The following is a 22,796-nucleotide window of genomic DNA, read 5'->3' as shown; positions in this document are numbered from 1 at the left end:
GGTGCCTTGAAGGAAGCCCGAAACTGCCGGATCAAACCGGATAGGGGGAGGACCTCGGGCCGGTATCTGCAAGGTCAACGCCCCCGCCCCGCAAAAGTTCCGCCGGTTCTAAAAAAAGAAAACCCGGCGGGCCCAAGGGCCGCCGGGTTAGCAATATATTCTGGAAACGGACGTCCGGCTTATTGCGCTTCCTGCGCTTCCTCGGTGATCTCATCGCCAAGGTTCGAGACGTCCCGGCCGAAGCCTTCGGTGGTTTCGCAGGCCGCCAGTCCGGCGAGGGCCAGAAATGCGATCAGGATACGCATGGTTGCCTCCTTACTTCAGCTTCGACGCGACATTGCTGGCAAAGGCGTCGACGATGGCATTGTAAAAGATTTCACTGTCAACGGTCACCACGGCCGGATCGGTGCCTTCGGGATAATACGCGTTGACCTGATCGGCGGAAACGGTGAGGTCATAACGCATGTCCTTGGAGGCATCGGGCATGTCGATGTCCACGTCGCCCTTGAGCATCCATTCGCCCACGCCCAGCGCGTTCTCGAAGTTGCTTGCCAGGGAAACGGAGTCGATTTCGATATGGATTTCCGCGGCCTCTTCAGCACCTTCAGCAGCGATCTGGCCCACGAGGTTTTTGGCCAGAGCCGTCTCCAGGTCAGTTTCAAGGCTGGTCCAGGCTTTGGCAGCCTCGTAATTCTCAATCGCGCTCAGGTCGGCGGTCACGTCGATTTCGGAAACCTGGGAGCCCGCCGCGGCTGCGGTGGCCATGGCGGCAACGAGGGCGGTGGTGCGGATCAGATGAGTCATTTTAATGCTCCTTTCCATGTCAGTCCCTCTTGGGGATCCAAGACAGAAACGCGCCGCTGGTCTGAAAGGTTCCTGATGTGTGAACTAAAATCCCGCTGACACTCCTCATGCGCGAAATCTGGCCGGCGACAGGGCAGTTGCAGAGGGAACTTTACCGGCGGGCCAGGCGTAGGTGTTGCGCAGAATAGCAGCCGGAGACAGGAACCGATGAACCCTTCGAAACAGCCCGTTGCCGCGGTCCTTCAGGAAACCAGCCGCATTGTCCGCGACAGCAGCGGGCCGGTCACGGTCGCCACGCTGACAGAGGAGCTTGGCCACCGATCGCTGTCGGCGGTTCTGGCGCTGCCGGCGCTGGCGGTGGTTTCGCCGCTGAGCGGGGTGCCGCTGTTCTCCTCTGCCTGCGGCATCATGATCTGCCTGGTGTCGGGACAGATGCTGCTGGGGCGGAGGCACCTTTGGCTGCCGCAATGGCTGGGCCGCCGCGAGATCAAGGGGCGGACCGTGCGCAAGATGACGGCGGCCCTGCAGCGGACGGCGCGGTGGCTGGACAGGCACGCCGGAAGGCGGCTGCCGGCGCTGGTGCGGCAGCCCTTTCTGACCATCATCCGGCTGGTCTGCCTGATCTGCGGCGCGCTGATGCCGCTGCTGGAGATCGTGCCCTTCTCGTCCTCGATCCTGGGGGCTGCTGTCAGCCTGCTGGCGGTGGCGATGCTGACCCGCGACGGGCTGATTGCCCTGCTGACCCTGTCCGGGCTGGGTGCCGCCGCAACGGCGCTGGCGGCCGGGCTGATCTGACGCCGGCGCCATGTTATTAAAACCCGAAAGGCCGGGCTCCTTTACGGAACCCGGCCTTGAAGGGCCGCCTGGCAGTTGAGTTTGCCCGAAACACCGGTACGAGGCAGGAAACCGGCAAAGGGACGGAGGACAAACCGGCGGCTGTCAAAGGGGCTGGGCGGCCCCTTTGAAACTGGGTGTGTTAGTCAGCCTGGTACTCGGGCAGAGCGTCCAATTCTTCGCGGGTCAGATGGGTGTTCACGCGGATGTCACCATCAACCTTGCCGATATCCAGATCGCCCATGGTCAGCTCGACCGGCTTTTCGCCGATGCCCAGGAAACCGCCGACGTCAATGATCACCGCTTCGACAGAGCCGTTGGTGTTCACGATCACCTGCGACACCTCGCCGATGTGCTCATCTTTGGAGTCGTAGGTCCACGCGCCGGTCAGGGCTTCCGCGGTCAGCTCGCCTTCGGCCAGCGGTTCCATGGCCGGGCCGTCGGCGTCAGGGTTGACGGCGTCGGACATGCTTTCAGCGGCGTTCTCGGTCTCGGTTGCCATTTCGCCGGCTTCCTGCTCCACTTCTTCAGCGGCTGCTTCGGCCTCATTGGCCAGCTCGGCGGCACCGGCTTCGGCTTCAGTCGTCAGCTCTTCGGCCTCGGCTTCGACCTCGTTGGCAGCCTCTTCAGCTTCTTGCTCCAAGGTGCCGGTGTCGGCCTGGGCCTCACCCGAAACGTTGGCTTCGCCGGAGACATCTGCCGCCGGGGTTTGCATTTGAACCTCGGCCTCGGCGTTGCCGGTGGTTTCGGTTTCTGTGCCGGCAAAGGCGGGCACTGCGGTTGCGACGATCAGCGAAGTCGAAAGCATAAGATGTTTCATCGGATTGATCTCCTGTCCAGTTTCACTCATCAGCGCGCTTGAGTTACAGCGACCCAACCCGCTGAGAACCCGCTTGGTTCCCGCGCCGCGCAATTTTTTTTAAAAAAATCGCGCCGGCAAATAAGAGGCAGGCAGATTACCGCCTGACCGGGCCTGAAACGCGCCTGCGGGGACCCGGCTGGCGGCGGCAGCGCCGCATGGGAGCGGTTCAAAAGCGGGACAATATCTATGGGCGTAAGGCCCATGCGCCTCCCCTCAGGGGGCAGAACTCCGAAGGGCTGAAACGGAAAGGGCAGCCGAAAAAGGCTGCCCGAACCGGTTTGAATGTTTGGATGCTGTTCCGGCTCTACTGGTGTTCAGGCGTGACGGCTTCTGCCGTGTCCGGCGGCGGCACCAGCATCCGGCCGCACCACAGCACCAGCGGCAGCGCCACGATGGCCCCCACCGGGCCCCAGATCCACAACCCGAGAACAATGGCCCAGAACACAATAAGCGGATTAAGGTCCAGCTGGCGGCCGACAAAGGCCGGGGTGACAAATTGCGCCTCGGCGATGTTGATCGCGAGGAACACCAGCGGCGGCAGCACGGCGCCAGCGCCGCCGATCTGCGTCAGACCCGCCACCGTCAGCCCTGCCAGCATCATCAGCGGACCAAGATAGAGGATGAAGTTCAGGATGGCCGCCGCCAGGCCCCAGATCCAAGCCCCAGGCAGGCCGATCAGCGCCAGGCCGGCGGCCGTGAGCAAGCCCAGCCCGCCGTTCACAATCGTGACCGCCGCGAAATAGCGCGCCACCGCGCGCTCTGCCCGGAAGAAGCGGGCGGCATAGCTGCCTGCCTTTTCATACAGTTCGTTCCGGGTCAGCACGAAGAAGAACAGCGTGCCGGCAAAGATGAACATCTGCGCCCCAAAGTTCGGCGCCAGCCAGAGCGCGTCCGTCAGGGTCGGCAGGCCGGTGCCCTCTTCCTCTGTATCCGCTTCCGCTGCGCCTATTGTCTCCTCGATCTCGGAACTGATGCTTTCGATGCCGCGCAGCAGTCCGGACACCATGTCGAGCCAGCCGCGGATTTCATATTTGATCTTGGGGACCTGGCTGGCCAGCGATGTCATCAGCGGGTCCAGCGACAATATCAGCAGGGCCAGCAGCGCCGTGGTCAGCAACAGCAGGCTGCTGGCGACAGCCACCCGGCTGACCCCGATCCGTTCCAGCCGGTCAGCCAGCGGCGCGATCACCACGCCGACCACGAGCGCAAAAACACCCGGCGCCAGAACAGGTTTAGCGAAATACATCGCGCCGCCCAGCATGATCAGGGTAATGATCAGCAGCATAACGCGGACGGAGCGCCTGGCGATAACGGTTTGCCACATGATCTAATGCCCCGTGCCGCTGCGCGGCCTGCGGCGTGCAGCCGCCGGCGGCTGAAGAGCGGGGGCGGTGTGGTCCTTTGGCATGGTGGTCCTCCCAGGTGACATTGGCCTTATGGCTCCGCTCGCGCAAGCCGCCGCGAGCATCCATTCGCTCCGGGTGGCGCTGCTGCAGGCGTCTGCGGAACTGGTGTGCGGCGAACTGGCGGGCCTGAGGCAACCGGGCTGCGTGCCGCCTGCCGCGCTTGCGGCGCGTCCGGCTTGCATCATTCCCCCTTGATCAGGCGTCCGTGCGTTTTGGATCAAACGCCTGCCGTGCCCGTTCGGTTCCCTGAGACACCGCCGCGGGCTGGCCGTCAGCCCTGCGTGACCAGCTGATAGCCTGGATGCGCCACAGCGCGCAGGCTGGTGATCGGGTCCTCGCCGATCCAGGTGGTGCGCTCCATGACAAACAAGGCGTCGCCGGTCTTGCTCTGCAAAACTTCGCTGTCGCTATTGGTGCCGGGCCGCGCGTAAAGCCGCAAATCGCAGCGGCTGTAGGGGCGGTTGCGGACCAGCCATTCGTTTGCACTGTCGCGGGTCAGGTCGACGGATGCGATCTCGGGCACCGTTTCCAGGCAGATCCAGCGATCCTCGAAAATATAGGGCCGGCTGTCGGCCAGATGCAGCGCCTCGACCCGCAGCATCGGGCGGGGCTCAGGCAGGCCGAAATTGGCCATGATGGCAGGGGTTGTGGCCTGCACCGACTGGCGGATCAGCTGATACTGGTAGACGCTGCCTTTCTGTTCGACCTCAAGCCGGGTGATCGGGATATTCAGCGTCGCGCGGGTGACAGGATCGCGCCGCACCATGGTGCCGCCCTTGCGCCGCCGCTCCACCACTCCGCTTTCGGCCAGGTCCCGCATGGCGCGGTGCACGGTCGAGCGGGCACAGCCGAACTGGGCCGCGAACTCTTCATCGCGCGGCAGCTTGTCCCCGGGCCCGTAGGTCGAATCCAGGATCATCTGCCGGATGCTGTCCCGGATCTCCGTCCAGGAATGGCGCCGCTTGTCCGTCAATATTCATCTCCCAGGCCGCGCGGGACAATGTTCGCTGCCGCTCCATATTTCATCGTGCGGCGAAAGGCGAACGCGAACCGCGCAACCGTGATTGACAAGAATATGTAGCTACATATTAATGTAAAGCACTTACAAAACAAGATCGACTCTGCGCCACCGGCCCGCGGCCACCGCAGATCCACCGACAGACGGAGGAATGGAACATGCAAAGACGGAAGTTTCTGAAAGCCGGCGCTCTGGGCGCGGCGGCTACGGCCCTGGCCAGCCCGGCCATTGCCCAGGGCAAAATGCAGTGGAAGATGGTCACGGCCTGGCCGAAGAACCTGCCCGGACCCGGTGTCGCGGCGCAGATGCTGGCCGACCGGATCACCACGCTGTCGGGCGGCCGGATCGAGGTGAAGCTGTTTGCCGCGGGCGAGCTGGTGCCGGGCCGCGGCGTGTTCGATGCGGTGTCCGAAGGCACCGCGGAGCTGTATCACGCGGTTCCGGCCTATTGGGGCTCCAAATCGAAGGGCATCCTGCTGTTCGGCTCGCAGCCGTTCGGTCTGCGCGCGGATGAGCAGTTCGGCTGGCTGTACCACGGCGGCGGCCAGGCGCTCTATGACGAGATGTACGGCCGTTTCGGCATCAAGCCTTTCCTGTGCGGCAACTCCGGCCCGCAGTGGGGCGGCTGGTTCAAGACCGAAATCAACTCTGCCGAAGACCTGAAAGGGCTGAAGTTCCGCACCACCGGCCTGGCATCGGAAATGGCCTCGAAACTGGGCATGGCAGCGGAGGCCACCAGCGGCCCGGCGATGTTCCAGGGCCTGCAGACCGGTGCGCTTGATGCCGGCGAGTTCATCGGCCCCTGGACCGACAGCGCGCTTGGCTATTACCAGGTGGCCAAGAATTACTACTGGCCCGGCGTGGGCGAGCCGTCCTCGGCCGAGGAATGCGGCGTCAACGCCAGCGTGTTCGCGGAGCTGCCGGAGGACCTGCAGCAGGTGGTGTCGCTGGCTTGCGAAAGCCTCTACAACCCGGTCTGGACCGAATACACCACCAAACACGCGCAGGCGCTGAAGAAGATGGTGGATGAGGATGGCGTGCAGGTGAAGATGTTCCCCGAGGACGTGATCGCCGCGATGGGCGCCGCCGCCAAGGAAGTGATCGCCGAGCTGCAGGAAGACGAGGACGAACTGGTGCGCCGCATCACCGAGAGCTTCCTGACCTACCGCGACAGTGTCGGCGGCTACATGACCTATGCCGACAACGGCCAGATGAACGCTCGCGCATCGGTGATGGGCTACTGATCCGCGCAACGGCTGCCGGCGCCCCGGGAGACCGGGCGCCGGCTTTTTGATGGGGAGAGACGCAGGATGCTACGGGTTGCGGATGCGATGGACGGCATCAACCGGGGTCTGGCGATGGTGATACGCTGGCTGGCGCTGCTGATGGTGCTGGCGCAATTTGCCATCGTGGTCGGGCGCTATGTGTTCGGGGTGAACTCCATCGCCGCGCAGGAGAGCGTCCTTTATATGCACGCCACCCTGTTCATGCTGGCGGCCGGCTATACGCTGCTGGTTGATAAACATGTGCGCGTCGATGTTTTCTATGCAGGTCTCAGCCCCAAGGCCCAGCGCCGCATCGACATTTTCGGCCATCTGGTCCTGTTGCTGCCGTCGATGGCGGCGCTGCTGTACTGGTCGTGGCCGTCGGTGCGCAATTCCTGGGCCATTCTTGAAGGCCCGATTGCCGTCGGCGGCCTGGAGGCCGTCTTCCTGCTGAAATCGCTGATCCCCGCCTTCTGCGTTCTGGTCATGCTGCAATCCATCGCCCTGCTGATCCGGCTGTTCTCGGAAAGATCCCCTCAATGACGGAATATCTCGACCTGGTCATGTTCGCAGCCCTGATGGCAGCGATCCTCATGGGGTTTCCGGTGGCCTTCTCGATCGCGGGGGTCGCCATCCTGTTCGCCTATCTCGGCTGGGTCCTGGGAGTGATGGACATCTCGCTGCTGGGGGCGCTTGGCCAGCGCGCCTTCGGGCTGCTGAGCAATCAGGTTCTGATCGCCATTCCGCTGTTTGTGCTGATGGGCGCGATCCTGGAAAAAAGCCGCATCGCCGAAGAGCTGCTGGACACCATGGGGCGGCTGTTCGGCCAGCTGAAGGGCGGCCTGGGCATTTCGGTGGTGCTGGTTGGGGCGCTTTTGGCGGCCTCGACCGGCATCGTCGGCGCCACGGTGGTGGCGATGGGCATGATCGCCCTGCCCGCGATGCTGCGGGCGGGCTATGATCCGCGGGTGGCCTCCGGCATTGTCTGCACGGCCGGCACGCTGGGGCAGATCATCCCGCCCTCGACGCTGCTGATCATCCTCGCCGACGTGATGTCCAACGCATTTCAGCAGGCGCAGTACGAGCAGGGCAAGTTTTCGGTCGAGGCCCTGTCGGTGGGCCAGTTCTTTGCCGCGGCGCTGGTGCCGGGGCTGGTGCTGGTGGTGCTGTACCTTCTTTATATCCTGGCCTGGGGATTCCTGCGGCCGCAGGATATGCCTTCTGCCCCGGCAGAAATGGCCCGCCCCAGCCGCGGTGAGGTGGTTCGCGCGGTGGTGCCGCCGATCCTGCTGATCTTTGCCGTGCTGGGCGCAATCCTTGGCGGCGTTGCCACTCCGACGGAGGCGGCCTCTGTCGGGGCCATCGGCGCGCTGCTGATGGCGGGCCTGCGGGCGGGCGGACCGGTCCGGCTGATCTTGCTGGGGGCTGCGGCGCTGATCCTTCTGGGCATCCTGTCGGGCGTGCACCCCATCCGCCTGCAGCGCAGCGACCTGAGCACCGTTGATTTCGCAGCGGGGCTGTTTTACGCGCTGCTGACGGCTGCGGGGGCCATTGCGGTGATCGCCGCCCTGCGCAGCGGCCTGAAGAAGCGCATCCTGCATGAGGCCGTGACCTCGACCGCGACGATGACCGCGATGATCTTTGCCACCATCCTGGCGGCGGGCATGTTCTCGCTGGTGTTCATCGGGCTGGGCGGCGAGGAGCGGGTGGCGCATATCCTGGGCAACATGCCGGGTGGCCCGTCCGGGGCGCTGCTGTTTTGCATGCTGTTCATCTTTGTGCTGGGCTTCTTCCTCGATTTTGTCGAAATCTCGGTGATCGTGCTGCCGCTGGTCACGCCGACTCTGATCCTGATGGGGCATGACCCGGTCTGGCTTGGCATTCTGATCGCCATCAACCTGCAGACCAGTTTTCTGACCCCGCCGTTCGGCTTTTCGCTGTTCTACCTGCGCGGCGCGGCGCCGGAGGAGGTCACCACCCGCCACATCTATCAGGGGGTGGTGCCCTTCATCGGCTTGCAGGCGGTTGGGGTGCTGCTGGTCTGGCTGATCCCAGGGCTGGCGACCTGGCTGCCCGCGGCAATCTTCTGACCCGCCGCGTCCCGGCCGGAAACCGCGCGGCGGCGGGCAGTCCCACCCAAGCGGCGTAAGCCGCCAAAAGATCGGACGAGGTGGGGCCGGATGCTCCGCCGCCGGGGCTTGGGCGGCGCGGGCGGCTGCTCCCTGAGGCTCAGGGGGAGGCGGGCGGCTGATCGGAATTCAGGCCTTCCTCCAGATGAACGTCTGTGCCAGCGAACTTGCCAAAGCACCGGGCCGCTTGCGGGCAGTTCCTGCGCCACCCCCTCCAAGTAACATGCAAATACATACTTACTGGCAGCCGGAGACTCATCCTGCGCCATTTTAGGTCTATTTCTCAAAGGGCTTTTAAATTTGCAAATACATGTATATTTTGACACGCAGTCCTTAACCGGACGCGAAAAGCGGCGTTCAGACCGCGCACAACGGAAGAAGAAGAATGACTGCAGCCAATATATTGGATGGCCTGGGCGCGATGATCCTGTCCGGACAGGTCGAAGTGGTGGACTGCTCCGGCACCCTGGGGCCTGAGACACCGATCCTGCGCCTGCCCGAGGATTTCGCCAAGAACACGCCCAAGGTCGAAATCCACAAGATCAGCGAATATGACGAGGACGGCCCGTTCTTTGCCTGGAACTGGATGGTTCTGGGGGAGCATTCCGGCACCCATTTCGACGCCCCGCACCACTGGATCACCGGCAAGGACCACAGCGACGGCTATACCGATACGCTGGATGTGCAGCGCCTGGTGGCGCCGGTCAATGTGATCGACTGCTCCAAGGAAAGCGCCGAGAACCCGGATTTCCTGCTGACCGCCGATCTGATCAAGGCATGGGAAGCAGAGCACGGAGACATCGGCGAAGGCGAATGGGTGGTGATGCGCACCGATTGGGACAAGCGCGCCGGTGACGAAGACGCCTTCCTGAACGCGGATGACACAGGCCCGCACAGCCCCGGACCGACGCCGGATGCGGTGGAATATCTGCTGTCGAAGAAAATCGCCGGCTGGGGCAGCCAGTGCATCGGCACCGATGCAGGCCAGGCCGGCGGGATGGAGCCGCCCTACCCGGCCCACAACCTGCTGCACCGGGACAACTGCTTTGGCCTGGCCTCGCTGGCCAATCTGGACAAGCTGCCGCCCAAGGGCGCGCTGCTGATTGCCGCGCCGCTGAAGATCAAGCGCGGCACCGGCAGCCCGATCCGGGCTCTGGCTCTGGTGCCGCGGGGCTGAGGCAGGTAACGCGCCCGCATCACCCCCGGAGCCGGCGCTGATGCGCGGGCGGCGGCTCCGGATCTTATCAGGCGTAAAGGAAAGATGCATGACTGCAAAGGAAACCGCAGCACCGCAAGCTGCCGCGGAGGCGAGCGCCCCGCTGCCGCGGCTGGGGGAGATCGGGCTGGAAAACTTCCCGCCCTACCTGATGAACCGCATCATGGGGCGCTACAACGCGGCCCTGCGCGAGGAGATGGCGGCGCATGGGCTGACCACGGCCAAGATGCGGGCCTTGGCGGTCCTGTCGGTGCTGGACGGTCTGCTGATCCGCGACTTGTCGGTGTATGCGGTGGTGGAGCAATCCACCCTCAGCCGGGCGCTGGATGCGCTGGAGCGCGACGGGCTGGTTCTGCGCCAGTCCGATCCCGATGACAGCCGCGCCACCCGCATCGTGATGACCCCGAAGGGCCGTGAAACCCACGAGGGGCTTTGGCCGCATGTGGCGGAGGCCTGCGCGCAGATGTTCAAGGGCATCGACCCTGAGGAACAGCGCGCCTTTACCGCCACGCTGCAGAAGATCCTGCGCAACGTGCGCGTGAACCAATTCTGATCCGGGACCGCAACCAAGGAGGCGCCAATGGCCGAAAGATCGTTTAAGGCTGAGGTCGAGCATCTGCGCCAAGGTGCAGGCAGCAGCTTTACCGGCGAGGGCATTCTGGCCATCACCAAGGCGCTTCTGGAGAACGGCGTGGGATACGTCGGCGGCTACCAGGGGGCGCCGATTTCGCATCTGATGGATGTGCTGGCCGATGCCGAGGAGCTGCTGGGCGAGCTGGGCGTGCGCTACGAGGCCAACGCCTCCGAAGCCGCCGCCGCGGCGATGCTGGCGGCCTCTGTCCATTATCCGATCCGCGGCGCGGTCACCTTCAAGGGGTCGGTCGGGGTTAACGTGGCCTCCGACGCGCTGGCCAACCTTGCCTCCTCCGGGGTCACCGGCGGCGCGCTGGTGATCGTGGGCGAGGATTACGGCGAGGGCTCCTCGATCATGCAGGAGCGGTCCTATGCCTTTGCGATGAAATCCCAGTTCTGGCTGCTTGATCCGCGGCCGAACCTGCCGTCCATCGTGAAATCGGTGGGCGACAGCTTTGCCCTGTCGGAGGCGTCGAATACGCCGGTCATGCTGATGGTGCGGATCCGCTCCTGCCATGTGACCGGCACCTTTGAGTGCCGCGACAACCAGCGGCCGCCGCTGACCGTGCGCGAGGCGCTGTCCAATCCGCAGCGCGATTTCAAACGCGTGGTGCTGCCGCCGATGTCCTATCAGCATGAGCACGACAAGATCGAAAACCGCTGGCCCGCGGCGGAGAAGTTCATCCTGGAGCATGGGCTGAACGAGCGCTTTGGCCCGCAGGACGGTAAGGTTGGCCTGATCTGCCTGGGCGGTATGTACAACACCGTGATCCGCGCCCTGCAGCGGCTGGGGCTGGCGGATGTCAGCGGCAACACCGATGTGCCGCTTTATGTGATGAATGTGGCCTACCCGCTGGTGCAAAGCGACCTCCTTGACTTCTGCGCGGGCAAGGACGCTGTGCTGATGGTGGAGGAGGGCCAGCCGGAGTTCGTCGAACAACAGCTGGGCAACATGCTGTTCAAGGCGGGCAGCCAGACCAGGCTTGAGGGCAAGGGCATCTTCCCCAAGGCCGGCGAATACACCGGCCAGGTGATGATGGACGGGCTGGATGATTTCTTCCGCAAATATGCTGCCCACCTCCTTCCCGGCCAGGTGCGCGCGCCCAACACGCCGCAGCCGGAGATCCCGGATCTGAGCCAGACCGTGCCGATCCGCCCGCCGGGCTTCTGCACCGGCTGCCCGGAGCGGCCGATCTTTGCCTCGATGAAGCTGGTTGAGCAGGAACTGGGCAAGCATCAGATCTCGGCGGACATCGGCTGCCACCTGTTTGCGGCACTGCCGCCGTTTGAAATCGGCGGTCAGACCATGGGTTACGGGCTGGGACCGGCCTCCAACGCGGCCTTTGACGGCGGCGGCGAAAAGCGCGCGATCTCGATCATCGGGGACGGCGGGTTCTGGCACAACGGCCTTAGCACCTCGATCGGCAACATGGTGTTCAACAAGTCGGACAGCGTGGCGATCATCGTCGACAACTACTATTCCGCAGCCACCGGCGGCCAGGATATTCCGTCGAGCCGGGCGAAGAACGCCAGCAAATCCACCAACAACCCGATCACCAAGGCGCTGGAGGGCGCGGGCGTCAAATGGATCCGGCAGATCGACCGGACCTATGACGTCACCAGAATGCGCGAGACCATCCGCGAGGCGCTGACCACCGATTACGACGGGCCGAAAGTGATCGTCGCTTCCTCCGAATGCATGCTGAACCGGCAGCGCCGCGAAAAGCCGCAGCGCAATAAGGCGATCAAGGACGGCGCGCGGGTGGATATCCCCCGCTTTGGCGTTGATGAGGACATCTGTACTGGCGATCACGCCTGCATCCGCCTGTCCGGCTGCCCGTCGCTGTCGCTGAAGACGCTGGACGACCCGCTGCGCGACGATCCGGTGGCGCATATCGACCAGTCCTGCGTCGGCTGCGGCAACTGCGGCGAGGTGGCGGACGCCGCCATTCTCTGCCCCTCCTTTTATGAGGCGCGCGTGGTACATAACCCCAGCGGCTTTGAACGCTGGGCGGCTGGATTGCGCAGCCGCGTGATCTCCTGGCTGCAGACCCGCCGCGCGGTGCGGCGCCTCACCTTCAACGGCACCGCCTCCGGGAGGATTGCATCATGACCATCGAAATGCCGCTTGCGGCCCGCCCGGACGGCCCGGGCGTGCAAGGCGTGATCAAGCTGGCCGTTCTTGCCGTTGGCGGCCAGGGCGGCGGGGTGCTGACCAACTGGATCGAATCTCTCGCCCGCAGCCAAGGGTACAGCGCCCAGGCTACCAGCGTCGCCGGCGTTGCCCAGCGCACCGGCGCAACCATCTATTACATCGAGATGGCACCGGGCAGCGTGCCGCACCCTGTGTTCTCTCTGGCGCCGGCGCCAGGCGACGTGGACGTGATGATCGCCGCCGAAATGATGGAGGCCGGCCGGGCGATCATGCGCGGCTTCGTGACCCCGGACCGCACCACGCTCATAGCCTCGACCCATCGGGCGCTGGCGGTGTCCGAAAAGATGGTGCCGGGCGACGGCATCGCCAACGCGGAGGAGGTGCGCGCCGCCGCCGGAATCGCGGCCCGAAAGCTGGTGATGGCCGATATGGACAGTGCCGCGGTGCGGGCTGGGTCGGTGATTTCCGCCTCGCTGTTCGGGGCCCTGGCAGGCTCAGGCGCCCTGCCCTTTCCCCGGGCCGCGTTCGAGGACGCAATCCGCGCAAGCGGTAAGGGCGTTGAGGCGAGCCTGCGGGCCTTTGCCGCCGGTTTCGATCTGGCGGAGCAAGGCGAGCGGCCGGAGCCCGCACCCGCGGCAGAAACTCCGGCTGAGACCGCAGGCCCCAGCAAGGCTTTGGCCGCCTGGAACGGGCTGATGGCGCAGGTTTCGCAGTTTCCGTCCGGGGTGCAGGAGATGGCCGTGCCGGGCCTGCGCAAGGTGGTGGATTTTCAGGATACGGCTTACGGGGCCGAATACCTGGACCGGCTGCAGCGGGTGCTGGACCGCGACAGCATGGACCGTGGATATGAGCTTGGCCGCGAGGCGGCGAAGCATATCGCCAATGCAATGGCCTATGACGACGTGATCCGGGTTGCCGACCTCAAGACCCGCAGCAGCCGCTTTGGCCGTATCGAGAGCCAGATGGGATCGCAGGGCAAGCTGATGACCCTGACCGACTATCTGCATCCCCGCGCCGAGGAGATCGCCGGGCTGCTGCCCGCCCGCCTGGGCGCGCGGGTGGAAAACAGCCCGAAGTGGATGGCCCGCCTCAACACGCTGTTCAGCAAGGGACGCCGTATCCGCACGGACAGCCTGCGCGGCTTTGCGGTGCTGTATGTATTGGGCGGGTTGCGCGGCTGGCGCCGCCGCAGCCTGAGGCACGCGCAAGAGCAGGCGCATCTGGACCAATGGCTGGCCGCCGCGCTTGGCTATCTTCCGCAAAGTTACGGCATGGCGGTCGAGGTGATCCGCTGCCGCCGCCTGATCAAAGGCTATTCGGACACGCACGCGCGCGGGCATTCGAAGTTCGACAAGGTGATGCACGGCGCCACTCTGGTGGCAGGACGCGAAGACGGACCGCAATGGGTGTCCCGCCTGCGCGAGGCCGCCTTGCAGGACGAAAAGGGAGAGGCCCTGGACGGAGCGCTCAGAACCATCCGGAGCTTCGCGGCGTAGCCGGGCCAAGACGTCCGGCAGGTCACGGGGTGCGGATGCGCGGCTATTGCGGCGATCAGAAAAGGCGAGCGGCCGCGAAAAACCGAATCAGCCGGACCGCCAGCCGCCTGATATAGCTGCGCCACCAAACTTTTTTATGCGTTTGCATATAAACTTACTTGAAGCTTAAAACTTCACACTTGAAGGTGAGACAGCCTGGACCTAGGCTTTTTCAAGGGCGCCCGGAAAAACAAGGGCCAGCAAACCGCCCGGTCTGCGCGCCGCCACACACCCAGGGAGACCAACATGACATTCCGCACACTTGCCGCCGCCGCCCTTTTCGGGGCTGCCACGCTCACCGCCGTCTCTGCCCAAGCTGAAGAAGTCACGCTGAAGGCGGTGACCGCCTTTGCCACCGGAACAACTTTTTCCCGTGATTTCGAGGCCTTCGTTGGTTGGGTCAACGAAAACGGAGAGGGCGTGGTGCAGATCGACCTGCTCGGCGGGCCGGAAGCCGTCCCGCCCTTTGAATTGGGTAATGCGGTGCAGGCGGGGATCGTCGACATCGCCAACAATACCACCGCCTACTACCCGAACCTGCTGCCCGCAGGCGACGCCCTGCACTTGGCGCAGAACACCATTCAAGATCAGCGGGCGAATGGCTGCTACGAGTTGATCGACCAGGTTCACCAGGAGCAGATGGGCGTGAAATACCTCGCCCGCGTGGGCGATCACATGAATTATCATCTATATCTGACCAAGCCGCTGGAGGGCCCGGACCTGACCGGTCTGACCATCCGCACCACGCCGGTCTACCGCGCCATGTTCGAAAAACTGGGGGCCACGCTGGTGCGCACCGCACCGGGCGAGGTCTATACCGCGCTGGAGCGCGGGGCGATCGACGGCTATGGCTGGCCCAGCCAGGGCGTGCTGGACCTTGGCTGGCACGAGCAGACCGCCTATCGCGTCGATCCCGGTTTCTATCAGGTGGACGTGAACTTTCTGGTGAACCTCGACAGCTGGAACAGCCTGAGCGATGAGCAGCGCGCCCTGCTGGAAAAGGGCGCTGCCTGGATCGAAGAGCAGAACGCCGGGAACATCGCCCGCAACGAGGCCGAGGCCAAAGCCCAGGCCGAGGCGGGGATCAAGACCATTACCCTGAACGGCGAGAACGGGAAGCTGTGGAGCGAGACCGCGCAGGCCGAGGGCTGGGGCGAAGTGATGAAAACGGACCCGCAGCTTGGCGAAAAGCTGCAGGCCTGCCTGCTGAAGTGATGGGACCGGGGCGGCCTGGCGCCGCCCCGCCTCTGTGCTCATGACCCGCTTAGACCGCAATTTCGGCGTCCTGCTCACCGGCCTCGCCGTGCTCAGCGCTGCCATTCTCGCCGCGATCACCCTGGTGATTCCGCTCAATGTGCTGTTGCGCAACCTCGGGCTGCCGGTGATCTACGGCGCGCTCGATGCCATCGAATACGGGCTGATGGCGGCGGCATTCCTCGGGGCGCCCTGGGTGCTGCGCCTCAACGCCCATGTGCAGGTTGACCTGATCACCCATGGGCTGCCGCCGCGCGCCCGCCGCAGGGTCGTTCTGGCGGCCTGCCTGCTGGGCGCGGCAACCTGTGCTGTCCTTGGATGGGCCGGGCTGCAGGCGCTGATGCAATCCTATGCCCGCGGCTCCATGGTGCGCACCGCCTTCACCTTTCCGGAATGGTGGACGCTGACAGTTCTGCCGCTGTCGATGGCGCTGTGCACCCTCGAATTCCTGCGCAAGATTTTCCGCCCTGAAGCGGGAGACACGCCGCTCTCCGGCCTCTGAAAGGACTGCCAATGGACTGGATCCTTACCCTGTCGCTGATGCTGGGCGGCCTGGCCGCGCTGCTGCTGACCGGTCTGCCGGTGGCCTTCGCCTTTATCACCGTCACCATGATCGGCGCTTACGAAGTTCTGGGCGGCGACCGCGGCCTGCTGCAGCTGGCCCGCAATGCCACCCAGTCAATAGCCAATTTCCAGATGGCGCCGATCCCGCTGTTCATCCTGATGGGAGAGATCCTGTTCCAGACCGGTATCGCCCACCGAGCCATCGACGCGATCGAGCGGGTGGTCACCCGGGTGCCCGGGCGGCTGTCGGTGGTCACAGTGTTCGGCGGCACCATCTTTGCCGCGCTGTCGGGCTCGACCATCGCCAATACTGCCATGCTAGGATCGACCCTGATGCCGGGGATGCTGCAGCGGGGCTATCACCCGACCATGGCGATGGGGCCGATCATGGCCTCGGGCGCCATTGCCATGCTGATCCCGCCGTCGGCGCTGGCGGTGCTGGTCGGCAGCCTGGCAGGGATTTCCATCGCCGGGCTGCTGGTGGCGGGCGTCATGCCCGCCCTGCTGCTGGCCGCCGCCTTCGTCGTCTATATTGTGACCCGCAGCCTGCTGGATCCAACAGTGGCGCCGCCGGACGATCTGCCCCAGATGAGTCTGGGAGAGCGCTGGCGGCCCTTCCTGATATATGTGGCTCCGCTGTCGGTGCTGTTCGCCGTGGTGATCGGCAGCCTGCTGCTGGGGTTCGCGACCCCAACAGAGTCCGCCGCGCTTGGCTGTCTGGCCGCGCTTGCCACCGGTGCGGCGTACCGGTCGCTGTCGTTTGAAAAAGTCGGCAGGGCGCTGATGGAAACCGTGAAACTGTCGGTGATGATCCTGTTCATCATGGCCGCCAGCCAGACCTTTGCCCAGGTGCTGTCCTTCAGCGGCGCCACCAACGGGCTGATCAAGGCGATCAACGCGGTGGACCCGACCCCCACCATGGTGCTGGTCGGCATGATCGTGATCCTGCTGCTGCTCGGCTGTTTCGTCGATCAGGTGTCGATGCTGATGGTGACCGTGCCGGTGTTTGTGCCGCTGGCAGCACAGATGGGAATCAACGAGCTGGTGCTGGGCGTGGTCTACCTGCTGACCATGGAGATCGGCCTGCTGACCCCGCCCTTCGGGCTGCTGCTGTTCGTGATGCGGGGCGTGGCGCCTGAGGGCATCGGGATGAAGCACATCTATGCTGCGGTCACGCCTTTCCTGGTGATCAAGCTGGCGGTGCTGGCGTTGGTTGTCTGGCAGCCGGCCGTGGGCACATGGCTGCCGGGGCTGATGGCAAAATAGGCGGCTGTCCGTCCGCACGCCAGGTACGGCAACCGCCTGGCGTGCCGGAGCCCTGCCCTTGTTCAGCGCCCAAGGCACCTTAACTCTAAAGCGACGTCTCTGAGAAGGTTGCAAACGGGTACGCATTTTGACCGCTTCACGCCCCCCGGAACAGCTGCTGCATCCGCGCCCGGAGGGGCTTTACTGCCCGGCAGGTGATTTTTTCATTGATCCGGTGCGGCCTGTGCCGCGCGCAATGATCACGCACGGCCATGCAGACCACGCGCGCGCAGGGCATGGCACGGTCTGGGCCAGCCCGCAAACGCTTGACATCATGGCGATCCGTTACGGCGAGGCGTTCTGCGATACCCGTATTCCGGTAGAAGGCCAAACGGAGGCAGGCGGCATTCGCGTAGCTTTCACGCCGGCCGGTCACGTTCTCGGGTCCTGCCAGATCACGGTGGAGGATGGCAGCACCGCCATCACCGTCTCCGGCGACTATGCGCGGGTAGACAACCCGGCCTGCGCGCCGTTTCAGCTGGCCCCCTGCGATATCTTCGTGACCGAGGCGACCTTTGGCCTGCCGGTGTTCAATCATCCCGCGCCCCTTTCCGAGATCGAAAAACTGCTGCGGTCCGTCGCCGCGCAGCCTGACCGCTGCCATCTCGTCGGGGCCTATGCCTTGGGTAAGGCTCAGCGGGTCATAGCGCTGCTGAGACAGGCAGGCTGGGAGCAGCCCATTTATATCCACGGCGCGTTGCAGCGGTTGTGCGACTACCACATCGAACAGGGTGTTGACCTCGGCGACCTGCGCCCGGCGACAACCGGTGACGGCAAGGCTGCGTTCAAGGGGCAGATCATCCTTGGCCCGCCCTCGGCGTTTGCGGCAACCTGGGCGCAGCGCTTTCCCGATCCGGTCATCTGTTTTGCAAGCGGCTGGATGCAGGTGCGTGCACGGGCCCGCCAGCGCGGTGTGGAGCTGCCGCTTATCCTCAGCGACCACGCAGACTGGCAGGATCTGACGAGGACCATCCAGGAACTGGCACCGCGACAGGTCTGGGTCACGCATGGCCGGGAGGACGCGCTGGTGCGGTGGTGCGAATTGAACCAGATCGCCGCCCGCCCGCTGCGGCTGGTCGGCTATGAGGAGGAAGCGGACTGATGCAGTCTTTTGCCCGCGTTCTGGAGCAGCTTGCCTTTACGCCGTCGCGCAACGCCAAGATCGCGCATCTGGTAGAAGCTTTCCGCACGATGCCGGATCCCGAACGCGGCTACGCGCTTGCCGCCTTTACGGGTGATCTTGCGCTGCGCAATGTGACGCCCTCCCTTCTGCGGGGGCTGGTGGCAGAGGAGACAGATGCCGAACTGTTCCGCCTGTCCTATGAGTTTGTCGGCGACCTGGCAGAAACCGTTGCGCTGATCTGGCCGCATTCAGGCACGGTGGCAGACATGCCCCTGACCGATGCTGTGGAGGAACTGGCCGCCACCGCAAAGGCGGAGCTGCCTGCCCTGATTGCCCGCCGCCTGACGCACATGACGCCTTCGCAGCGCTATGCCTATCTGAAACTAGCCACGGGGGGTTTGCGTGTCGGGGTGTCGGCTCAACTTGCCAGGACTGCGCTGGCCCGGTTCGGCGGCGTTGAGGTCACCGAGATCGAAGAACTTTGGCACGGGCTGACCCCGCCCTATCTGCCGCTGTTCGCCTGGCTCGAAGGCGGTGAAAAACCGGTAAGCCTTGCGGCTGCCCCCTTCCGGCCAGTGATGCTGTCGACGGCCACCAATCTGGAGGATTTGGCAGAGTTCGCACCGGCCGATTTCACAGCGGAATGGAAATGGGATGGCATTCGCGTTCAGGCGGTGAATGACAGCGGCACGCGGCGTCTCTATTCCCGCACGGGAGAGGACATTTCGCGATCATTCCCCGATGTTATCGGCGCCCTCAACTTTGAGGGCACGCTGGACGGCGAACTGCTGGTCAAGCGCGGCTGCGGCGTTGCCCCGTTTGGCGATCTGCAAAAGCGTTTGGGCCGCAAGAAGCCCGGCAAAGCTATCCTGGAAAGCCACCCTGCAGCTTTCCGTGCCTATGATCTTCTTTTTTGGAATGGCGAGGACTGGCGCAAGCGGCCGCTGGTCCAGCGGCAGGCCAGACTGCGGGATGTTGTGGCTGAACTCGGCGATCCGCGCATTGATCTCTCCCCTCCCCTTGCGTTTTCAAGCTGGGAAGACCTGGCAGAGCTTCGCGCAAACCCGCCCGACAGCGTGGTCGAAGGCGTCATGATCAAGCGCCGCGGCAGTGCCTATATTGCCGGGCGCAAACGCGGCAATTGGTTCAAATGGAAACACGACCCGATGCTGGTCGATGCCGTCATGCTGTACGCGCAGCGCGGACACGGCAAACGCTCGGGTTATTATTCGGATTTTACGTTTGGCGTGTGGCAGGGCGATCAGCTGGTGCCCGTGGGCAAGGCGTATTTCGGCTTCACCGACGCCGAACTGAAAGAGCTGGACAGGTTCGTGCGCAACAACACCACGGACCGGTTCGGGCCGGTGCGCGCGGTCAAGCCCGAGCTGGTGCTGGAGGTCGCCTTCGAAGGCTTGAACCAATCCAGCCGCCACAAAAGCGGCTTGGCGATGCGGTTTCCACGCATCAACCGGATCCGGACGGACAAGCCGGCGTCGGAAGCCGGGACGCTGGATGAGCTGAAACAGTTTTTATGAGTTTGCGCATTGACGGTGCGCGCTGTGCCCCAGCGCGGATGTGCCTGGAAACACCCCCGCCTCCCGAGCTGGGATTGCCTGTGCAAGGTGCACACCCGCAGAGGTGATATGCCAAGAGCCTCCGGAAAACCGCAGCCTGCGCCGCAATTCCTCAGCGTGCGGCGCTGCGGTAGACAAAAGGTTCTTCTGCCCCGTCGCCGCCCGCTTCAAGCAGATCAGCCACGGCCTGATGCCGGGGCGATTTGCGGCACACGGGATCGGTTGCGCCTGCGTCTCCGGCAAGGGCCAGCGCCTGGCAGCGGCAGCCGCCGAAATCGGTGTCCTTGCGGTCGCAGCTGCGGCAGGGCTGCGGCAGCCAATCGGTGCCGCGGTAGGCATTGAAGGCCGCGCCGCCGTACCAGATCGCCGCGAGCGGTTTGCTGCGGACATTGTCAAAGTCCAGATGCGGAATGGTCTGGGCCGCATGACAGGGCAGCACGGTGCCGTCCGGCGCGATGTTCAGCCCGGCTGTCCCCCAGCCCCCCATGCAGGCCTTGGGATAATCCGCGTAGTAGTCGGGCGGCACGAAATCAAACGCCAGCACCCCGCGCAGCCGCTGCTCTGCCTCGGCAACCATGCGCTTGGCGGCCTCTGCCTGCGCGCGGGTTGGCAGCAGCTGCGCCCGGTTGCGGGACGCCCAACCGTGGAACTGAACGCAGGCGACCTCTAGCCGCCGGGCACCCATTTCGACAGCCATTTCTATGGTGCGTTCCAGATCATCCAGATTGTGCCGGTGCATCACGGCGTTCAGTGTCAGGGGAATTCCCCGGGCCTTGATCTCCGCAGCGATTTGCATCTTGCGGTCAAACCCGCCTTTGTAGCCGCCGATCCAATCCGCAAGCTCCGCAGTTGTGCCCTGCAGCGACAGCTGGATATGGTCCAGCCCAGCCGCCTCCAGCGCATCCAGACGCTTGGGAGTCAGTCCAATGCCGCTGGTGATCAGGTTGGTATAGAGCCCGCAGCCCTGTGCCGCCGCGGTGAGGTCCGCCAGATCGGGACGCGCGGCGGGTTCGCCGCCGGAGAGGTGCAGTTGCAGGACACCCAGCTCGGCAGCCTGGCGGAAGGCATCCGCCCATTCGGCGGTGGTCATCTCGGCCTCGCGGCCCAGCAGGTCCTGCGGGTTGGAGCAATAGGGGCAGGCCAGCGGGCAGCGGTGCGTCAGCTCAGCCAGCATCGCGATGGGCGGCGGCACGGTCATGGGTTCACCGCCAGATACATGCGGGCCCGCAGCCCGGCCAGAAAGCGCTGCACGTCACCGGAGATCTGCTCCGCCGGGGCATCATAGGCCGCCGCCAGACCGGCAACGATTTCCTTGAACGAAGCGCTGCCATCCACCCGCGACAAGATCGCCTCGCCGATGGCATCCAAGGCAATGGCCTTTTCCGGGCAAAGCAGCACCGTGCCGCCCCGCACCTTGTCCGTGATCATCCGCACCCCGCGCGGCAGATAGGGGCGGTCCGTCGGGGCAAGCGCCAGTGTCATGCCAGCCCCTCGCCCGGCTGCCAGGCGCCCGGCGGAATCCGCCCCGGCTCCACATAGGCGCCCCAAAGCGCATCCAGCTGCGCCCACAGGACATTGGTCTTGAAGATCAGCGCCTCGCAGGCGGCGCCTTCCTTTTCCGGGGTGTCCGCGTTCTCCAGCACCCAGGCCAGACCGAATTTCACATCTTTCGGCGCCTCAGTCAGCCGTTTGCGGAAATAGGACAGGCTGGCAGCATTGGCGAAATCGTAGTGCTGAAGCAGGCCTTCGATCCGCCGTTCGTGGATAGAGGGGGCGAACAGTTCCGTCAGTGACGAGGCCACCGCCTGCAGCAGCGGCATGTCGCGGACGTAGCGGATATAAGCGTCCACAGCGAACTGGGTGGCCGGCAGCACGCCCCGGCCGGAGGCCACGTAGTCCGGATCGAGCCCGACCGCTTCGGCCAGCCGCAGCCAGCGGCGGATGCCGCCGCCTTCGCTGATGCCGCCGTCATGGTCTTCAATCCGGCTGCGCCAGGCCCGGCGCATGGCAGGATCGGTGCAGCGCGACAGAAAGGCCGCGTCCTTCATCGGGATCGCCGCCTGATAGGCCCAGCGGTTGATCACCCAGGCGCGGACCTCGTCGGGCGAACACTCGCCGCCGTGCAGCCTGTGGTGAAACGGGTGCTTGTCGTGGTAGCGCGCCGCGCCGATGGCGCGCAAGCGGGCCTCAAGCGGCTCTCTGGCCGGCATTTCCCGGGGTTGGGCGTTCATAGGGCGATCTCCATTCCATCCGCTGCAATTGTCCATCCGGCGGCCAGCACCTGCGCGCGTTCGGCGCTGCCGGGCTGCCAGACAGGGTTGGTGTTGTTGATGTGAATGAACGTCTTGGCGGCATCCACACTCCGCAAACTGGCGATGGAGCCTTGGGGGCCGCTGATGGAGATATGCCCCATCCGCAGGCCGGTCTTGGCGCCCGTCCCGCTCTGGATCATCTCCTGATCGTGCCAGAGCGTGCCGTCAAAAAAGATGTGATCAGCGTCGGCCAGTATCTCCAGCAGCTCTGCGGAGACACCGGAACAGCCGGGGATGTAATAGGCGGTTTTGGTGCCGTCGGACAGCCGGACGCCGACGGTCTGCTCGCCCATCAGATCCGTCTGCACCTGCCCGCCTTCCATGAAGAGCGGCACCTTGCCGGGCACCGCAAAGACCTTGGCCTGCAAGCCCGGAAGCAGCTCGAAGCCCTCGCTCAGCCGCACCGGATGGCGGCCGACAGCCGCCGGAAGCGCGTTGAACACCGGGTTGGCCGCCAGCACATCCAGCAGGCCGGCCGTGGCGAACAGGGTGAATGGCGACTGTTCCCGCAACGACAGCAGCCCCGCAATGTGGTCAATATCGCCATTGGTCAGCAGCACTGCGCGCAGCGGGCTGTGGCGCAGCGACTGCGGGTGCATGGACGGGCAGTTCTGCAACTGAACACGGATATCGGGAGAGGTGTTCAGAACGGCCCAGTTCTGCCCGTCCAATGACACGGCCAGCGACGACTGGGTGGCGGAAGCGATCCTGCCGAGACGCGCGTCCCGGCAGTTCCGGCAGCCGCAATTCCACTGGGGCAGGCCGCCGCCCGCTGCCGCACCAAGAACCAGAAACCGCATGGCCGTT

The 22,796-nt window shown here is 64.7% G+C and carries 22 protein-coding genes; 13 read left to right on the top strand and 9 right to left on the bottom strand.

The features are described 5' to 3' along the window. Positions 1-179: 179 nt before the first annotated feature. Positions 180-305 carry an entericidin A/B family lipoprotein gene (locus DAEP_RS0117040; protein WP_008556371.1) on the bottom strand — a complete coding sequence of 42 codons (126 nt, stop codon included), beginning with the start codon at positions 303-305 and terminating at the stop codon, positions 180-182. Positions 306-315: 10 nt separating this feature from the next. Beyond that, positions 316-804 (bottom strand): hypothetical protein, encoded by a 489-nt coding sequence (locus tag DAEP_RS0117035; protein ID WP_008554492.1) that lies wholly within the window; start codon positions 802-804, stop codon positions 316-318. A gap of 207 nt (positions 805-1,011) precedes the next feature. Here DAEP_RS0117035 and DAEP_RS0117030 point away from each other — a divergent pair, with 207 nt between their 5' ends. Beyond that, positions 1,012-1,599, top strand: a complete 588-nt coding sequence (locus tag DAEP_RS0117030; protein WP_027245512.1) for an exopolysaccharide biosynthesis protein — start codon at positions 1,012-1,014, stop codon at positions 1,597-1,599. A 181-nt stretch (positions 1,600-1,780) separates the two neighbouring features. Here the strand turns inward: DAEP_RS0117030 and DAEP_RS22830 are convergent, their stop codons facing one another. From DAEP_RS22830 to DAEP_RS0117010, 3 genes are all read right to left on the bottom strand, one after another. Then, a complete protein-coding gene (locus DAEP_RS22830; RefSeq protein WP_008554725.1) occupies positions 1,781-2,458 on the bottom strand; it encodes a PRC-barrel domain-containing protein in 678 nt (225 codons plus the stop codon). A 346-nt stretch (positions 2,459-2,804) separates the two neighbouring features. Further along, a complete protein-coding gene (locus tag DAEP_RS0117020; protein ID WP_008557419.1) occupies positions 2,805-3,785 on the bottom strand; it encodes an AI-2E family transporter in 981 nt (326 codons plus the stop codon). A 392-nt stretch (positions 3,786-4,177) separates the two neighbouring features. Beyond that, a complete protein-coding gene (locus DAEP_RS0117010) occupies positions 4,178-4,879 on the bottom strand; it encodes a GntR family transcriptional regulator (RefSeq protein ID WP_027245508.1) in 702 nt (233 codons plus the stop codon). A 203-nt stretch (positions 4,880-5,082) separates the two neighbouring features. On the opposite strand from DAEP_RS0117010, the gene DAEP_RS0117005 reads away from it, so the two are divergent. The 12 genes from DAEP_RS0117005 to DAEP_RS0116950 all read left to right on the top strand — a co-directional run bounded on the left by DAEP_RS0117005 (position 5,083) and on the right by DAEP_RS0116950 (position 19,638). After that, positions 5,083-6,168: a TRAP transporter substrate-binding protein gene (locus DAEP_RS0117005; RefSeq protein WP_027245507.1), complete on the top strand. Its 1,086-nt coding sequence runs from the start codon at positions 5,083-5,085 to the stop codon at positions 6,166-6,168. 66 nt (positions 6,169-6,234) lie between these two features. Then, positions 6,235-6,732 (top strand): TRAP transporter small permease subunit, encoded by a 498-nt coding sequence (locus DAEP_RS0117000; protein WP_027245506.1) that lies wholly within the window; start codon positions 6,235-6,237, stop codon positions 6,730-6,732. Then, positions 6,729-8,279 carry a TRAP transporter large permease gene (locus DAEP_RS0116995; protein ID WP_008553427.1) on the top strand — a complete coding sequence of 517 codons (1,551 nt, stop codon included), beginning with the start codon at positions 6,729-6,731 and terminating at the stop codon, positions 8,277-8,279. Before DAEP_RS0117000 ends, DAEP_RS0116995 begins: the two co-directional genes overlap by 4 nt. A gap of 424 nt (positions 8,280-8,703) precedes the next feature. Further along, positions 8,704-9,495: a cyclase family protein gene (locus tag DAEP_RS0116990; RefSeq protein ID WP_027245505.1), complete on the top strand. Its 792-nt coding sequence runs from the start codon at positions 8,704-8,706 to the stop codon at positions 9,493-9,495. An 88-nt stretch (positions 9,496-9,583) separates the two neighbouring features. After that, a complete protein-coding gene (locus tag DAEP_RS0116985) occupies positions 9,584-10,087 on the top strand; it encodes a MarR family winged helix-turn-helix transcriptional regulator (RefSeq protein WP_027245504.1) in 504 nt (167 codons plus the stop codon). A 27-nt stretch (positions 10,088-10,114) separates the two neighbouring features. Beyond that, positions 10,115-12,280: a thiamine pyrophosphate-dependent enzyme gene (locus DAEP_RS0116980; protein ID WP_027245503.1), complete on the top strand. Its 2,166-nt coding sequence runs from the start codon at positions 10,115-10,117 to the stop codon at positions 12,278-12,280. Beyond that, the gene (locus tag DAEP_RS0116975; RefSeq protein ID WP_027245502.1) at positions 12,277-13,818 is read left to right on the top strand and encodes an indolepyruvate oxidoreductase subunit beta family protein; all 1,542 of its coding nucleotides are present in this window, start codon (positions 12,277-12,279) and stop codon (positions 13,816-13,818) included. Before DAEP_RS0116980 ends, DAEP_RS0116975 begins: the two co-directional genes overlap by 4 nt. Positions 13,819-14,103: 285 nt before the next feature. Continuing rightward, positions 14,104-15,072, top strand: a complete 969-nt coding sequence (gene dctP, locus DAEP_RS0116970; protein WP_027245501.1) for a TRAP transporter substrate-binding protein DctP — start codon at positions 14,104-14,106, stop codon at positions 15,070-15,072. A gap of 40 nt (positions 15,073-15,112) precedes the next feature. Next, positions 15,113-15,613, top strand: coding sequence for a TRAP transporter small permease (locus tag DAEP_RS0116965; RefSeq protein ID WP_027245500.1), 501 nt, complete (start codon positions 15,113-15,115; stop codon positions 15,611-15,613). An 11-nt stretch (positions 15,614-15,624) separates the two neighbouring features. Next, positions 15,625-16,941, top strand: coding sequence for a TRAP transporter large permease (locus DAEP_RS0116960; protein WP_027245499.1), 1,317 nt, complete (start codon positions 15,625-15,627; stop codon positions 16,939-16,941). A gap of 127 nt (positions 16,942-17,068) precedes the next feature. Next, positions 17,069-18,082 carry a ligase-associated DNA damage response exonuclease gene (locus DAEP_RS0116955; RefSeq protein WP_008557923.1) on the top strand — a complete coding sequence of 338 codons (1,014 nt, stop codon included), beginning with the start codon at positions 17,069-17,071 and terminating at the stop codon, positions 18,080-18,082. Further along, positions 18,082-19,638, top strand: a complete 1,557-nt coding sequence (locus DAEP_RS0116950) for a cisplatin damage response ATP-dependent DNA ligase (protein ID WP_027245498.1) — start codon at positions 18,082-18,084, stop codon at positions 19,636-19,638. The genes DAEP_RS0116955 and DAEP_RS0116950 overlap by 1 nt, the downstream gene beginning before the upstream one ends. 151 nt (positions 19,639-19,789) lie before the next feature. Here the strand turns inward: DAEP_RS0116950 and pqqE are convergent, their stop codons facing one another. The 4 genes from pqqE to pqqB are packed head-to-tail and all read right to left on the bottom strand — an operon-like array spanning position 19,790 to position 22,789. Next, a complete protein-coding gene (pqqE, locus tag DAEP_RS0116945; protein ID WP_027245497.1) occupies positions 19,790-20,875 on the bottom strand; it encodes a pyrroloquinoline quinone biosynthesis protein PqqE in 1,086 nt (361 codons plus the stop codon). Continuing rightward, positions 20,872-21,159 carry a pyrroloquinoline quinone biosynthesis peptide chaperone PqqD gene (gene pqqD / locus DAEP_RS0116940; RefSeq protein WP_027245496.1) on the bottom strand — a complete coding sequence of 96 codons (288 nt, stop codon included), beginning with the start codon at positions 21,157-21,159 and terminating at the stop codon, positions 20,872-20,874. The genes pqqE and pqqD overlap by 4 nt, the downstream gene beginning before the upstream one ends. After that, positions 21,156-21,908, bottom strand: a complete 753-nt coding sequence (pqqC, locus tag DAEP_RS0116935) for a pyrroloquinoline-quinone synthase PqqC (protein WP_245595109.1) — start codon at positions 21,906-21,908, stop codon at positions 21,156-21,158. Before pqqC ends, pqqD begins: the two co-directional genes overlap by 4 nt. Then, the gene (pqqB, locus tag DAEP_RS0116930) at positions 21,905-22,789 is read right to left on the bottom strand and encodes a pyrroloquinoline quinone biosynthesis protein PqqB (RefSeq protein WP_027245495.1); all 885 of its coding nucleotides are present in this window, start codon (positions 22,787-22,789) and stop codon (positions 21,905-21,907) included. Before pqqB ends, pqqC begins: the two co-directional genes overlap by 4 nt. Between the last annotated feature and the right edge of the window lie 7 nt (positions 22,790-22,796).

Origin of the sequence: Leisingera daeponensis DSM 23529 (assembly GCF_000473145.1) — a bacterium.
GTDB lineage: Bacteria > Pseudomonadota > Alphaproteobacteria > Rhodobacterales > Rhodobacteraceae > Leisingera > Leisingera daeponensis.
Note: the sequence above shows the minus strand (reverse complement) of the source record. Positions and strands in the feature narration are given on the sequence as shown.